The organism is Paenibacillus sp. FSL H3-0321 (assembly GCF_038002865.1).
Classification (GTDB): Bacteria; Bacillota; Bacilli; order Paenibacillales; family Paenibacillaceae; genus Paenibacillus_AQ.
Genome location: NZ_JBBODH010000001.1, coordinates 2,084,502 through 2,098,983, shown reverse-complemented (window position 1 = coordinate 2,098,983; position 14,482 = coordinate 2,084,502). Strand labels below are relative to the sequence as shown.

Genomic DNA, 14,482 nt, shown 5'->3' with positions numbered 1-14,482 from the left:
GTTATCCTTTGAATGGGGACGAAGGCTGCGATTTGACTTCTTTCCGATACTGCAGCGGGGTCAGCCCGGTCGATTTTTTGAATGTCTTATTGAAGTGGGAGAGATGCTCGAATCCGACCGCGGAGGCGATTTCCTGAATTTTGCCTACAGATCCCGCAAGCAGTCGTTCAGCTTCCCGGATGCGTATATGGACGATGTATTCACGAAAGTGAAACCCCGTCAGCCGATGGAACACCCGGCTCAAGTAAGAAGGGCTAATGAAAAAATGCCCCGCCGTCTCTTCCAGAGTCAGCACCTCACGGTAGTGCTCGCGGATGTAAGTGGCGACATCCGTCACCAGATGATGAAGCGGATGTTTCGTCCCGCCGGTCTGCGACGTACTCTCTGAACGCTGCAGCAGAATCATCAGCTCGGCGAACAGTGTGACTACCGAGATTTCGTAATACGCCCTCTGGAGCCGGCATTCATCCAGCATCCGGTTCAGCAGGCTCTGCACTTCGTCTTGCTCGCGCAGGGTCAGCCGGAACAGGCGGTATCTGCGGTTATGGAACCACTTGGATTCCTTCCGCAGCAGGGACGGCAGCAGCTCCGGGTCGTAATTAATCAGTACCCGCTCGAACTCGGCAATTTCGGAGCTTGCGGTGGCATGGAGCTCCCGGCCTTGAATGAGAATAAGCTCACCCTTGTGCACCGTAACTACCCGTTCGTCTACAAAGTACACCCGTTCCCCCTCCGTGAGGTAGTACAGCTCGGTCAGCTCATGGCTGTGGGGGCGCGGCATGGCAGTGATGCCCTTGCGTTTCATGTGCTGAATACTGAACCGGCCTTCTTCAATATGATATTTGGGATTGGGGCTGCTCACGCTGTTCATGAATTTCCTCATCTCTCTCGAACCGTTACGGTTATTATAGAATAAACACAGGCTGATAGGAAAGGAGCCGCAAATGTTAATTACAGTATCGAAGAATGGCAATGAAGGGTACACCAGTCTACAGGAAGCGCTGGATTCCATTCCACAGGGACATCCTTCGGAGGTAACAATCCGGATCAAACCGGGCATTTACGAGGAGAAAATAACGGTGGATAAGGCTGCGCCGCCGATTCTGCTGCTGGGGGAAGACCCCCATTCCACCGTCATCACCTGGTCTGACAATGCCCATACGCTGGGCAAGGACGGAGAGCCGCTGGGCACCTTCCGGTCCGGCACCCTGAATGTGTTCGCCGAAGGCTTCACCGCCGAGAATCTGACCATCCGCAATGCTTCTGGCCCGGGTACCGGGCAAGCGGTGGCGGCTTTCGTCGATGCCGGGCAGGCGGTGTTCCGGCGGGTGCGTCTGCTGGGCGATCAGGATACGCTCTATACCGGACAGGGCAGACAATATTATAACGAATGTTATATCGAAGGCGATGTGGATTATATTTTTGGTGCCGCCACGGCTTTGTTTGATCACTGCCATCTGCACAATAAGCGCTCCAGAGGTTATATTACTGCTGCTTCCACACCGGAGGGCGCCCCGTTCGGTTATGTGTTCCTGGACTGTAAAATCACCGGCGGCGAAGGGGTAAGTGAAGTGTATCTTGGACGCCCTTGGCGGCCTTTTGCGCATGTTGCCTTCATCCGAACGGTCATGGATGGTTCGGTCATCGGGGAAGGCTGGCATAATTGGGGGCAGCCGGACCGGGAGAAGAGCAGCCGGTATGAAGAATTCGGCAGCAGCGGAACAGGGGCGAATCCGGCAGCAAGAGCGCCATGGTCCCGGCAGCTGACTGCAGAGGAAGCTGCGGAGTATAGGGTGCTGCCCGTGCTGGACGGCTGGCATCCCGAAGGTTATTAAGCTATATGCACACTGCGGATTGGATGAGGAGGATAACTTCGGATGGAACCACTGGAACAATACATGAAACAGCTGACCGATTCTGCACCGCGCAGCTCCGCTTTCCGTACGGACATTCCCTACGGGCAATGGCGGGTCGGTCTGGCGGCAGGCCTCGCCAGACGGCTGGGCGGGTTCCCGGAGAGGCCCGCCCAGCTTCAGCCCATTCTTATGGAACGGACGATTTGTAACGGGTATACAAGGGAACGGATCGAGATCACTACCTATGAAGGGCTGCGCATGCCGCTCTATCTTCTGATCCCGGAGCAGCCGCTGTCTTCTCCCGCGCCCGCAGTTCTTGCCATTCATGGTCATGGCTACGGCAGCCGGGAGATCACCGGCCTGCAGCCGGATGGCTCGGATCGCGAAGGGGATCCGGGACTGCATAAGGATTTTGCCGTTTCACTGGTGAAACGGGGGTTCGTAGTCGCCGCACCCGAGCTGCTGGGATTTGGCGACAGGCGCCTTGTGGAGGATCTCGCCAGCGGTGAGCCCGGGCGCAATTCCTGCTTCCGCCTGTCCTCGGCACTGCTGATGGCTGGTCAGACGATGGCCGGCTACCGTATCTACGAAACCATGAGGGCACTGGATTATTTGCAGACAAGGGAAGAGGTTAGGAGCGAACGTATCGGAATTATGGGCATTTCCGGCGGCGGATTGGTAGCAGGTTTCACCGCTGCGCTTGACGAACGGATTGCCTGTGCAGTTGTAAGCGGGTATGCCAATACGTTCGCGGACAGCATTCTGACGCGGAATCACTGCCTGGATAATTATATTCCCGGTATTCTGCTGGAGGCGGAAATGCCGGATCTGCTGGGCCTGATTGCACCGCGCGGCTTATTCCTGGAATCAGGAGACGCTGATCATCTGTTTGGCCCGGACGGAGTAAAGCTGGCTTTGGCCAGACTGCAGCAGATTTACACTGCCTCGGGCAGTGGCGGTCAGGTCGAGGCGGACTTTTTTGCAGGAGGGCATGAGATTCACGGTGAACCGGCATTTGCCTGGCTGCTGAAGCAGCTTTGCGGTACTGAAAGTCAAACTTAGCTAGATACACAAGCGACAGGAGGAATAGCGATGAGTATAACTGAAGCAACAACCGGACGTTGGTCCCGTAAAATCGCGGATACAATTCTCGGAGCCTGCAACGGGCAAGGGGAGGACGAATACGTGCTGGAACGATGGGCCTATGTCCCGGGTATGCTGCTGATGGCTATGGCACGTGCCGGAGTCCAGCTCGCAGAGCCTGAATATCTCTCGTTTATGACGCGGCATATGGACAGCTTCATCGGGGAGGACGGCTCGATCCGTTCCTATACGCTGGAGGAATACAACCTGGACCAGATCAACCAGGGCAAAAATCTGTTCCGGTTGTATCAGCAAACCGGAGAGACGCGTTACGCCGAAGCTGCGCACCTGCTGGCTGCGCAGCTTATCGGGCATCCCCGCACCTCCGAAGGCGGATTCTGGCATAAGAAGGTGTATCCTTTCCAGATGTGGCTGGACGGGCTTTATATGGCATCACCCTTCCTTGCGGAATACGGCAAAGTTTTTCAGCGCCCTGAATTGATTGACGAGGCGGCCCATCAGCTGCTGCTGGTGGAGCGCAGAACCCGCGATCCCCGTACCGGTCTGCTCTATCACGGCTGGGACGAATCCCGGGAGCAGGAATGGGCCGACTCGTCCACCGGCTTGTCCTCCCATTTCTGGAGCCGGGCGATGGGCTGGTATGCGATGGCTGTGGTGGACTGCCTGGAGCATTTCCCGGTTACTCATCCGCAGCGGGGAACGATCATCGGGATCTTCCAGCGGATGTGCGGCGCACTAGCAGAGGTTCAAGACGCAAAGACCGGCCTCTGGTACCAGGTACTGGATCAGGCGGGACGGAAGGGCAATTATCTCGAAGCCTCCGGCTCCTGCATGCTTGTGTATGCGATGGCCAAGGGGCTGAGGCTGCGCTATCTGGAGCCCTCTTTTAAAGACGTCATGCTCCAAGGTTATGAAGGCATCCTGGCCCATCTGACCTCAGAGGATGAACAGGGTGTTCATTTGCACAAGATCTGTCATGGAGCGGGTTTGAGCAAGGACCGCAACGGCTCCTACGATTACTACGTTTCCGAGGCTATGGTGTCTGATGCAGCTATGGGAGTGGCGCCGTTTTTACTGGCTTCCCTGGAAGTAGAGGGGTATCGCGATAGCCTTTAAAGTCCATCTGGAGCTAGCTGCCGGTTACGCGCGGGAAAGCCGCCAAGTCCCTGTATTATATGTAGGTCTGGTGCGTGCGGCGGAAACTGAAAATCATGTTTTAAATTTACCGGGTCAATAATTATAGCTGCAGTCCAATCATTCGTGATGAAAGTGAATGGTTGGGCTGTTTTTTTTATGATTTGGATATTACAAGGTGTCCCCAAGAGATTATTTTCCTTTAATTTGTCTAGTACATCTTTAATTTATCTCCTATGGGGTTCAACATTATATTCGTTATATTAGATGTGCATCAAATCTAAAAAAAGAGGTGATAAGGTTCAGGCTATTGTGAATACGCTTGCAATTCCACCATTGCTGAATTAGGTGATCCAAGGATTAAACCAAAATGAGGAGAGTGGACAATGGTATCTTATGCCCGAACTAAAAAGCTTAAAAAACTGACTTCGGCGGTTGTAGGCGCAGCGCTTCTGGTTACATTGCTGCCGCAAACTGCCTTGGCGGGAGATACGTGGCCGTTCAAGAATGAAAGCGCTCATGGCAAGAATCAACCGAGTGTTCACGGCTATACCAGCAATCAAATCGCGGACTGGAGTCCTGAAACAGATCCTTATGCAGCGCTTCTCAGATCCCGTGTGCCCCTGCAGCAGCGTATTGCTCCACTTGCCGCTACACAGGCTAATCCCAAACTTGATCCTAAGGTGCAAATGATTACAGTTGCCGGGGACTATGGCAACGCCTTTATCGAGAATGCCCCTTATACCAACAAGTTTGCCCAGTATCACTTCAACTACTGGCAATATATTGATTATTATTCCTACTGGCACGGCACGGCGACTGCCTATACACCGCCAGAATATTACGACGAGCTGGCGCAGAAAGACTGGCAGCAGAAATGGTTTGAGTTCGGGATATTGAATATTCCCAACCCGACCTATACCGATGCGGCGCACAAAAATGGGGTGATGTCCCTGGCCGGGATATTTTTCTCTGACAATGACCGGGGGCAGCAGACTTACAAGCAAATGCTTGTAAAGGATCAAACCGGGAAATTTCCGGTGGCTGAGAAATTGATCGAAATGGCGCATTACTTCGGCTATGACGGTTATTTCATCAATCAGGAGGAAATCAGCCCTAACAATGTAGCGCCAGCAGACATTTCGGATTACATCGCTTTTGTGAAGACGCTCCAAAAAAACGGGCTGTATATACAATGGTACGATTCCCTCAATTCATCCACAGGTAGAAATGAATTTGCCCGAACAATCAATGACAACAACATCTCCTTTCTGTACGACAAAGCAGCCGGTGAGAACGTTGCAGATTCCTATTTCTTTGATTATGGCGTCGGAAATACACAGATTAACAGTGCGGCTGCATACTTAAATAAACTGAATAGTTCGGCCGGAACTAACTTCAACTTGTCCGATGTCGGTTTTGCCGGTCTGGAAGCAGGCAGAGACCGGTTTAAAAGTGTTCAAGGGACGGCGCTCAATAATAAGCTGAACAACGGACTTCCCCGCCTAAGCCTTGCCACACTGGGGGCAGATTTCGTCCATGCCGGCCTGGATGAGGATATGGGACTATCCTGGCCGGTTTCCCACCGGTCGGAGAACAATTATCAATGGATGACCAACCTTCGGGAGCAGCTCTGGTGGTCCGGTCCGAATGTGGACCCGAAAAACACGGCGAAATCGGCAACAAACACCGTTGCGGATGTTTACGCGGACAACAGATACTGGCCGGGGATTGCTTCGGTCATCTCGGAACGTTCTGTGCTTAAGAATTCCAATTTCTACACCAATTTCAACACCGGGCACGGGCTGTCCTATTATGTGGACGGAAAGATCTCGAATCCTGATGAATGGTCCAACATGAGTCTGCAGGATGTGCCGGTAACCTGGCAGTGGTGGCAGGACACCAAAGGCAACCGGTTAACGGTTGATTACGACTACGGTACCGAATATGATATTTCGGGAACAAACCGCCTGAGCTATCAACAGCTGGGAGGCTATAACGGGGGGAGTTCCTTGGCTGTGAACGGTAATCTTTCCAAGGAAAACTTCTTGCGTTTATACAAAAGCGACCTGAGCGTGAACTCCGGCTCCAAAATGTCGGTCACGTACAATAAACCTTCTGCCGATGATCAGTCTGTAACGCAAGCAGGCATCATCTTCGAGGATCAGCCGGCGGTCGTGGTTAAAGTTCCCCTTCCGGACAGCGGAAAGAAAACCGCGGGCTGGGTGACCAAAGAGCTGGATTTAAGCGCATATGCCGGCAAAAAAATCGCTGCTTTCGGACTGGTCTTCACACCGGGTCAGAAAACCATAACCAACTATCAGGTGAACGTTGGCCAGATCCGGATTTATGACGGTTCGGCAGTCCAGCCTGCACCTCCGGCTGGTCTGGAGATTACCCAACTGCTTCCCAACACGAATGAGATGTACATGAACTGGAGCCTCAATTCCGATTATTCGAAGGTTAAGCAGTACAATGTATATGTGAATGATGTCTATGTGGGCGGAAAGTACGACGAGACCTTTTATATTAAAAAACTGCCTGCCAAATCCGGAGTGGTTAAGGTGGCCGCGGTTGGAGCGGACGGACTGGAAGGTGAAGCCGCAACGGTATCCTTTGACCTGAATTCAGCAGTCTCGGGCATCGGAACAGAGGGCGGTGCTGACGGTAAATTCGTCGTCAAATGGACGAACCCGCAGCCGTCTTCCGGCAGTATTACAGTGACTGTGAATTCCATTAACCAGATTACGACTCCGCAGCCCGTAACCGCGCAAAAGGTATTGCCGGAGGGCAGCACGTCCGCATCTTTCGGGCAAATGCCGGTTAACGGTGATGAGTTTACAGTTACTCTGAAGGCGGGTCAAACGAATACGGTTACTTATAACGGCAGGTTCACCGATACAATTTCCGAACCCTATGCCGGGAACTGGTCATGGACAGGAAATACACTGAACCTGCCGATGCCAAGCAGCAGGGATTGGCGCTACCTTTACATTTATGAGGACGGCGTAGCCAAATCCTTCCCCACCACGTACAGTTCAGGTGATAAGCCGATGATTATCCGGGGAAGAACGACCAAAGCAAGCCTTTCCTTTACCTCGACCGCGCGTGTGGTAACAGCGGTTATGGAAGATTACAGCGGCAATCGTTCAGAGCCGTTATATCTCCGGGGCAAATAGAACCTTGCCGTTGACGGGAATGGATTTTCTGAAATGAAGCAATCCTCAAGGCGCTTGCCCCCCTGGCTTCAACAAGGGGAGGCGGGCGCCTCTTCAGTATCAAAGAAAGGTATATTTCTCCTGTGTTCCAGAAAAAACGACATGATATACTTGATTTCGACAATAGACAATATATCAAGGAGGGTTGCTTATGCGGAGAGAAACCCTGTATCGCAGGTATTTTAAAGATAATTTATTTTTGCGTTTTATTCTGATTGTGTCGTGCATATTCGTTGCCAGCATTATAGTTTTTTCCTATCTCATGTTGATGCTGATATCACAATCTGCGGTGCAGAGGCAGATGGATATTCAACGAAAGACGATGGAGAGCGTCAGCAACTATGTCGAGCACAAGTACCAATCCGTCCAGGACATCATGCGGGATGTATACCGGGATGGGGATCTGGCCAGCAATACCACCTTTCTGCTGGAAAATCCTTTCGGAGAATATGTCGAGCACCGCCTGGACCGTTTTTTTATCTCGAACGAGTCGAATTCCGATGTTGTGCAATATTTTCAGAATAAAATCGACGATGACCCGGATATCAGAAGCTTGATGTTGTACAGCGCCAACCAGCAGGTAATGTATTTTTACAGCAACCGCAGGCAGTTTGATATGGTGTCAACCAATGCCGCCCATTCGTTTGTCCCGGATACGATGTATCTGGATGAGGCCAGCAATGTTTCCATTCCGAATATCTGGGTGCTTAAGAGCCTCGGAATGCAGCGGTCGCCGATGTTCTCGGTGCGTGTTCCCATCAGCAATAAGGCATCGCTGCGCAATATTGGCCAGATGCTCGTGTATTTTGATTCCGCTTCCATTTGGCAGAGCATGAAGAATTATCAGCAGGATTTCAAAGGCACCATTCTTGTGCTTTCCGCTCAAAATGATGTGTTGTTCGATACCTCCGGCAAAGAATACGGTAAAAAATATCTGAAATTGCAAGATATGACTTCCGATGAGGATATATCCCTTGACGGTATGGTGGCTACCCGCCTGACCCAGAGCCAAGCCGGTTATTCGGTAGTCAGCCTTATCTCCAAGCAAGAGCTTGAGGAAACGTACAGCAGTGCCCGCAATACGATCATTACCATAGCTGCCGTATGTATTTTGTTCGCGGTATTATTGCCGGCTATGTTCATTTCCAGTTTCGCCAAAAGGACACATCGCATTATCCGCTTTACCCGCAAGGTGAAAAACGGGGATCTCAATGCGCGAATCTCGGATAGCCGGGAAGATGAACTGGGACAGATCGCTAAAAGCTTCAACGACATGCTGGACGAATTGAACCAGTATATTGATAAGGTGTTTAAAGCTGAAATCAAACAAAAACGTACCGAAATCGCTACGCTTGAAGCACGGGTGAATCCGCATTTTCTCTATAACACCTTGGAAGTCATCCGCATGCGTGCCGTTTCCAGCGGCGCCAAAGACGTGGGCGATATGATCTACAGCCTGTCCGTCTTGTTCAAATCCTATGTCCGGCCCAAAGCCAGGTATACGTTCAAGGATGAACTGGAGGCATGCAAGATGTACCTGGAATTGTTCCGGATCCGCTACACAGACCGCTTCGCGTATACGATCGAATGCGAGAAGGAGCTGGAGAATTTGCCGGTGTTGAAAATGACGCTTCAGCCGGTCATCGAAAATTATATTTTGCACGGAATGCGGACCGGGCAGAAGGATAACTGGATTAACATCAGCGTCTATCCACAGGAAGGAGTAATCCGTGCCGTCGTTAGTGACAATGGCCGGGGCATCGCGGAGGAGAAACTGAGCCGGCTTCGGCAGGGTCTGGAGCAAGACGACGGGGTGTCCGAATCGGAGTCGTTTGGTCTGCGGAGCATTCATGACCGCCTTAAGCTAATGTACGGAAAGCCTTATGGCATCGAGCTTATAAGTGAAGAAGGAGCGGGAGCGGGTACAACAGTCATCATTACTTATCCCTATCCCGGCGAGGAGGAAATGAACCATGTATAAGGTGTTTATTGTGGATGACGAGCCGTTCATACTTACAGGGTTGCGCGACATATTGGATTGGGAGCTGCTCGGGCTGGAGATTGTCGGCCAAGCCGAGAACGGACAGGAAGCGTTGGATATGCTTAGGGAAGTGCCTGCTGATATTCTGATTACCGATATCTCCATGCCTGTCATGTCAGGACTGGAGTGTATTCGTGCCGTAACAAAATTCCGCCCGGAAATAAAAGTGATTGTGCTCAGCGGATATGATGAATTCATGTACGTCAAAGAGGGCTTGTCTCTGGGAATTGAGAACTATCTGCTCAAGCCGATTAACCTGGCGGAATTCCAGAGTACCCTGGAAACTGTCGTCGAGAAGCTGAATGTCTCCAGAGTAGATATGGAGTGGTCACAGTATACGGCATCCGTACTCAAGGATAATATGCTGCTGCGCTGGATGCGGAATCAGATTGACCGGAACGAACTGTCGGAGCGGCTGCAGCTGCTTGGCTTGCCGATCAATAAGCGGTTTATTCAAGTAGCCTTGATTCAGACAGAGATGGAAACGGAATCATTTCAGGTGAATACCGCTGCGCTGGCTGAGAGCAACCCTTGGTTCTTCACCTTCTGGGACGCCGATAATGATTTTGTACTCGTACATAATTTTGAGGACAAAGACGCCGGGACTGCGGAAATGGATGCCATTCTAAAGAGAATGATCGGCACCTGTCCTTCTGATCTGCGGATTCGCGCTGCTGTTGGAGCGATAGAGGAGACGGAAAACGCTGCTCACCTAAGCTATGAATCAGCAAAACAGGCGCTGGAATTTTTGATAATCCATCCGGAGCGCAAGCTAATCTATTATGAACAATTGAAGGAGCGCAAGAAAGATTTAAAAGACAGCCTGCCGGAGGACTGGAACGAGTATACGAAGTTAATCATCTCCAAGGATACGCCAGCGTTAATGGAGAGAATTGACTCGTATTTGTCAGAGGAGCGGATGGAAGGGATCACGCCTGACCTGCTTCAGGAGATCGCACTGGATTGGATTCTGTATTTCCGCATGCTGATCAAGGATATCCGAAGCGAGATGGAGCGGGAGCTCATTGCGGATGTATTGACCTCCATCAGAACGGCGAATTCCCTCCCGGCGCTGTCTGTGGCTTTGAAGAATACGGCCAAAAAAGTCATTGAGCTGCTGGAGCGCGAGGTAAAAAGCCCGGTGGTCAATCAGGTGCTGAACTACATTGAGAAATCCTATGGCGAGGATCTGTCCCTGAAAAAGCTGGGTTATTCGTTCAATATTCATCCGGTGTATTTAGGGCAGCTATTTAATAAAGCAGTCGGTGAATCTTTTGCGGAATATCTGAACCGTTACCGGATTGAGAAAGCCAAGGAACAGCTTCGCACGACGAATTGCAAGGTTCATGAAATCGCGAAAAATGTAGGTTATTGGGAGATGGGCTATTTTTACAAGCAATTTAAAAAGTATGTAGGCATTTCTCCGACTGAATTCAAAGGGCTGCTCTAACGGTTGCCCTTTATTTTTCTTTATTTTATACATCAGTTTATATAGTTTATCTTCTATTTGAAAATGCTTTCATTCAATAAAATGGAGACAGAGCTTAAGGAAACAGGTTGCCGGTGATAACAGGCAGGTCTGGATTCCCAAGCTAATAAAAAGGGAGGTACAGCAGATGAGCAAGAAAAAGAAAAGCTTCTCCTTATTGCTGACATCGTTGTTAGCGCTTTCTCTAACGTTAAGCGCTTGCGGAGGCAATAACAACAACAAAACAACTAACACCAATGGGGAGAACAAGGCGGGCAACAACACCGCGACAGAAACGGGAAGTTCTGAGAAACCCGTAGAGTTGACCTGGTATACCATTGGAGCACCGCAGAAGGATTTAGATAAAGTGCTTGAGGAAGTTAACAAATACACGCTCGAAAAAATCAATGCAACAATTGATATGAAAATGATTGATTTCGGGGATTACACGCAAAAAATGCAAGTCATGGTCGCCTCAGGTGAGCCTATGGATATTCTGTTTACTTGTTCCTGGGCTTTTGATTATGTGCAGAATGCACGTAAGGGTGCGTTTATGCAGCTGGATGAACTGCTGGATAAACAAGGAAAAGGTATTAAGGATACGATTGATCCCGCCTTCCTTGAAGGCTCCAAAGTCGACGGCCATAATTACGCTGTTCCGGCGAATAAAGAGCTTCCGGCACAAGAGGTATTCCGCTTCAATAAAGAATTGCTGGACAAATATAAGCTGGATATCACCAACGTGAAAACTATGGAAGGTCTGGAGCCTCTGCTGAAAACGATCAAAGAAAATGAACCGGAAGTGACTCCATACGCAATGGTCAAGGACTTTATGCCGGTCATGCCTTTCGATTACATTATCGAGAAAATGCCGATGGCCGTATATATGGACACCAAGGACTACAAGGTAGTAAATATCCTGGAATCTCCTGAAATTAAAGAAGCCCTTAAAACGGTTCGCAAATTCTATAAGGCAGGCTATATCTCTCCAGAAGTAGCAACCACCTCATCGGTTGATGACTTGTACAAATCAGGCAAATGGTTCACGGACCGTGCGGCTACCCAGCCGTTGGCCGACAATCTGTGGTCCGCAAGCTACGGTTATCCGGTGGTCTCCACTCCAGCCGGTCAGCCTTACATCTACAACTGGTCCGTCATGGGCTCCATGCAGGCCATCTCCGCCAACTCCGAACATCCTGAGAAAGCGATGGAATTCCTTAATCTGTTGAACACAGACCCTGTACTGCGCAATATGATTGATTCCGGTATTGAAGGCGTGCATTACGAGAAGGTCGGCGACAACATGGTCAAGAATCTGCCGGATGCGAAGAACTATGATATGCCTACTTTTTCACTCGGCAACATCATGATCAACTATTTGAACGAGGGCGATCCTGAAAACAAATGGGAAGAGTTCAAGAAATTTAACGATGCCGGCATTAACGCGCCGCTGCTCGGGTTCAACTTCGATACGTCGAAAATAACCAATGAAATCGCGGCGGTACAAAATGTTAAAGAGGAATTCTGGGCCCCGCTCATGACGGGAGCGGTAGATCCGGAAGAATATCTGGCCAAAGCCAATGAAAAGTTCAAGGCTGCCGGACTGGATAAAATTATTACTGAAGCTCAATCACAGCTTGATGCCTGGAAAGCAGCGAACAATAAGTAGAAACTTATTCAAGATCGGGCGGGTGATTAGACTTTGCCCGGTCTTTTGATTATGAAGACATTGATCTTTGCGGGATAGGAGGAATAAGTATTATGGGTAAAATTCGAAATACAACCCGAGATGTTGTGAGAAATAAAGTACTGCTGTTCATGGTTCTTCCGGGTACGTTATGGTTTTTATTTTTCTCCTATCTGCCAATGATCGGGACGGTCATTGCCTTTAAAGAATACCGTTTCAGCCGGGACGGGTTCTTGGCCAGCATCGTAAACAGCAAGTGGGTTGGCTGGGATAACTTCAAGTTCTTATTCACTACGAACGATGCGTATCTGATTACACGCAATACACTGTTGTATAACATGGCTTTTATCGTGGTGGGACTGATCTTATCGGTGCTGCTGGCGGTAGTGCTCTCTGAGATTGCCAATAAAAAGCTGGCCAAGCTGTATCAGACGGGAATGTTCCTGCCGTATTTTCTGTCCTGGGTGGTCGTGGGCTACTTTGCTTTCAGCTTCCTCAGCTCGGAGCGGGGATTGCTGAACGAAATATTCGGAAGCCACATTTCATGGTATTCAGAATCGAAATACTGGCCTTTTATTCTTATCTTCGTGTACTTGTGGAAGGCAGTAGGATATAACAGCGTAGTCTATCTGGCCGCGATCATGGGTATTGACAAGTCGCTGTACGAAGCGGCGATGATCGACGGAGCAAGCAAATTCCAGCAGATCCGCAACATCACGCTCCCGCTGCTCAGCCCGATTATCACCATAATGACCCTGCTTGCGATCGGAAAGATTTTTTATGCGGATTTCGGACTGTTCTATCAAGTGCCAAGAGATTCGGGGACGCTCTACAGCGTGACCAATGTTATCGATACGTATGTGTACCGCGGACTCAAGACGACCGGTGAGATCGGCATGAGCACAGCTGCGGGCTTGTATCAATCAGTGGTTGGTTTTGTTCTGGTCATTACCTCCAATTACATCGTGCGGAGATTCGATAAGGACAGTGCCTTATTCTAGGTCAATGAAAGGTCAATGAAGGAAAGTGAGGGAATCCTATGTCTGCAAATCCTGCTAAAGCGCGCAACTTCCATCAGCTGTCTAAAGGATGGAACATCATTTTTAATTGCATTGCCGGCGCTTTTGCTTTTCTTTGTATTTTTCCGTTTCTGTTTGTGGTGATCATCTCGTTCACCGATGAAGGAGCGCTTGCCCGGGAGGGCTACAAGTTAATCCCCTCTAAATGGAGCATTGGTGCCTATCAATATATCTTTGATTCAGGTGACACTTTACTCCGTTCGTACGGGGTGACTATCTTTGTAACAGTGATCGGCACCATTGTCAGCCTGCTGTTTATTGCGCTGTACGCCTATGCCATTTCACGTAAAAGCTTTAAATACCGCAATTTCTTCGCGTTCTTCGCCTTCTTCACGATGCTGTTTAACGGGGGGCTGGTGCCGACCTATATTGTCGTGACCCAGTTTCTTGGATTGAAGGACAGCATTTGGGCTTTGATTCTGCCGCTGGCCGTCAATGCCTTTTATATTATGATTCTGCGTACCTTCTACAGCACCAGCGTGCCGGATGCCATTATTGAGTCCGGGAAAATCGACGGGGCCGGCGAATTCCGGGTTTTCCTTACCCTTGTTCTGCCGCTGTCGCTGCCCGGCCTGGCTACGATTGCACTGTTCAGCACGCTCGGGTACTGGAACGACTGGTTCAACGCCTTGCTTTATATTGATAATCCCGATCTGGTGCCGCTGCAGTCGATGCTGATGCGGATTGAGACCAGCATGCAATTTATCCTGCAAAACTCGCAAAACAGTTCGCTTAGTCTGGAGGCGCTGCGTTCGATGCCTCAGGATACATCGCGTATGGCCATGGTGGTGCTTGCCACAGGTCCGATCATTTTTGCATATCCATTCTTCCAGCGTTATTTCATCCAAGGTCTTACCGTAGGTGCAGTTAAAGAATAGACAGAACAGGAGAGCGG

The 14,482-nt window shown here is 50.1% G+C and carries 10 protein-coding genes; 9 read left to right on the top strand and 1 reads right to left on the bottom strand.

The window, feature by feature from the left end:
• Nucleotide 1 precedes the first annotated feature (1 nt).
• Nucleotides 2-871 (bottom strand): helix-turn-helix transcriptional regulator, encoded by an 870-nt coding sequence (locus MHI45_RS09280; RefSeq protein WP_341118989.1) that lies wholly within the window; start codon nucleotides 869-871, stop codon nucleotides 2-4.
• Nucleotides 872-944: 73 nt separating this feature from the next.
• On the opposite strand from MHI45_RS09280, the gene MHI45_RS09275 reads away from it, so the two are divergent.
• From MHI45_RS09275 to MHI45_RS09235, 9 genes are all read left to right on the top strand, one after another.
• On the top strand, nucleotides 945-1,835 hold the full coding sequence (locus tag MHI45_RS09275) for a pectinesterase family protein (RefSeq protein WP_076114476.1): 891 nt from the start codon (nucleotides 945-947) through the stop codon (nucleotides 1,833-1,835).
• A gap of 42 nt (nucleotides 1,836-1,877) precedes the next feature.
• Nucleotides 1,878-2,918 (top strand): alpha/beta hydrolase family protein, encoded by a 1,041-nt coding sequence (locus MHI45_RS09270; protein WP_341118988.1) that lies wholly within the window; start codon nucleotides 1,878-1,880, stop codon nucleotides 2,916-2,918.
• A gap of 30 nt (nucleotides 2,919-2,948) precedes the next feature.
• The gene (locus tag MHI45_RS09265) at nucleotides 2,949-4,076 is read left to right on the top strand and encodes a glycoside hydrolase family 88/105 protein (RefSeq protein ID WP_341118987.1); all 1,128 of its coding nucleotides are present in this window, start codon (nucleotides 2,949-2,951) and stop codon (nucleotides 4,074-4,076) included.
• A 404-nt stretch (nucleotides 4,077-4,480) separates the two neighbouring features.
• On the top strand, nucleotides 4,481-7,273 hold the full coding sequence (locus tag MHI45_RS09260) for an endo-beta-N-acetylglucosaminidase (protein WP_340897068.1): 2,793 nt from the start codon (nucleotides 4,481-4,483) through the stop codon (nucleotides 7,271-7,273).
• Between the two features lie 340 nt (nucleotides 7,274-7,613).
• On the top strand, nucleotides 7,614-9,293 hold the full coding sequence (locus tag MHI45_RS09255) for a sensor histidine kinase (protein WP_340897069.1): 1,680 nt from the start codon (nucleotides 7,614-7,616) through the stop codon (nucleotides 9,291-9,293).
• Nucleotides 9,286-10,803 carry a response regulator transcription factor gene (locus tag MHI45_RS09250; RefSeq protein WP_076114343.1) on the top strand — a complete coding sequence of 506 codons (1,518 nt, stop codon included), beginning with the start codon at nucleotides 9,286-9,288 and terminating at the stop codon, nucleotides 10,801-10,803. Before MHI45_RS09255 ends, MHI45_RS09250 begins: the two co-directional genes overlap by 8 nt.
• A 166-nt stretch (nucleotides 10,804-10,969) precedes the next feature.
• Nucleotides 10,970-12,490 carry an ABC transporter substrate-binding protein gene (locus tag MHI45_RS09245; protein WP_076114342.1) on the top strand — a complete coding sequence of 507 codons (1,521 nt, stop codon included), beginning with the start codon at nucleotides 10,970-10,972 and terminating at the stop codon, nucleotides 12,488-12,490.
• Between the two features lie 92 nt (nucleotides 12,491-12,582).
• Nucleotides 12,583-13,509, top strand: a complete 927-nt coding sequence (locus tag MHI45_RS09240; RefSeq protein ID WP_076114341.1) for an ABC transporter permease — start codon at nucleotides 12,583-12,585, stop codon at nucleotides 13,507-13,509.
• A 38-nt stretch (nucleotides 13,510-13,547) separates the two neighbouring features.
• Nucleotides 13,548-14,465, top strand: a complete 918-nt coding sequence (locus MHI45_RS09235; protein ID WP_340897070.1) for a carbohydrate ABC transporter permease — start codon at nucleotides 13,548-13,550, stop codon at nucleotides 14,463-14,465.
• The last annotated feature ends 17 nt before the right edge of the window (nucleotides 14,466-14,482 follow it).

Bases quoted from the DNA above. Each gene is read 5' to 3' on its own strand.
- MHI45_RS09245 (WP_076114342.1), top strand. From the start codon at position 10,970: ATGAGCAAGAAAAAGAAAAGCTTCTCCTTATTGCTGACATCGTTGTTA.
- MHI45_RS09270 (WP_341118988.1), top strand. From the start codon at position 1,878: ATGGAACCACTGGAACAATACATGAAACAGCTGACCGATTCTGCACCG.
- MHI45_RS09280 (WP_341118989.1), bottom strand. From the start codon at position 871: ATGAACAGCGTGAGCAGCCCCAATCCCAAATATCATATTGAAGAAGGC.
- MHI45_RS09255 (WP_340897069.1), top strand. From the start codon at position 7,614: ATGGATATTCAACGAAAGACGATGGAGAGCGTCAGCAACTATGTCGAG.
- MHI45_RS09265 (WP_341118987.1), top strand. From the start codon at position 2,949: ATGAGTATAACTGAAGCAACAACCGGACGTTGGTCCCGTAAAATCGCG.
- MHI45_RS09250 (WP_076114343.1), top strand. From the start codon at position 9,286: ATGTATAAGGTGTTTATTGTGGATGACGAGCCGTTCATACTTACAGGG.
- MHI45_RS09235 (WP_340897070.1), top strand. From the start codon at position 13,548: ATGTCTGCAAATCCTGCTAAAGCGCGCAACTTCCATCAGCTGTCTAAA.
- MHI45_RS09260 (WP_340897068.1), top strand. From the start codon at position 4,481: ATGGTATCTTATGCCCGAACTAAAAAGCTTAAAAAACTGACTTCGGCG.
- MHI45_RS09240 (WP_076114341.1), top strand. From the start codon at position 12,583: ATGGGTAAAATTCGAAATACAACCCGAGATGTTGTGAGAAATAAAGTA.
- MHI45_RS09275 (WP_076114476.1), top strand. From the start codon at position 945: ATGTTAATTACAGTATCGAAGAATGGCAATGAAGGGTACACCAGTCTA.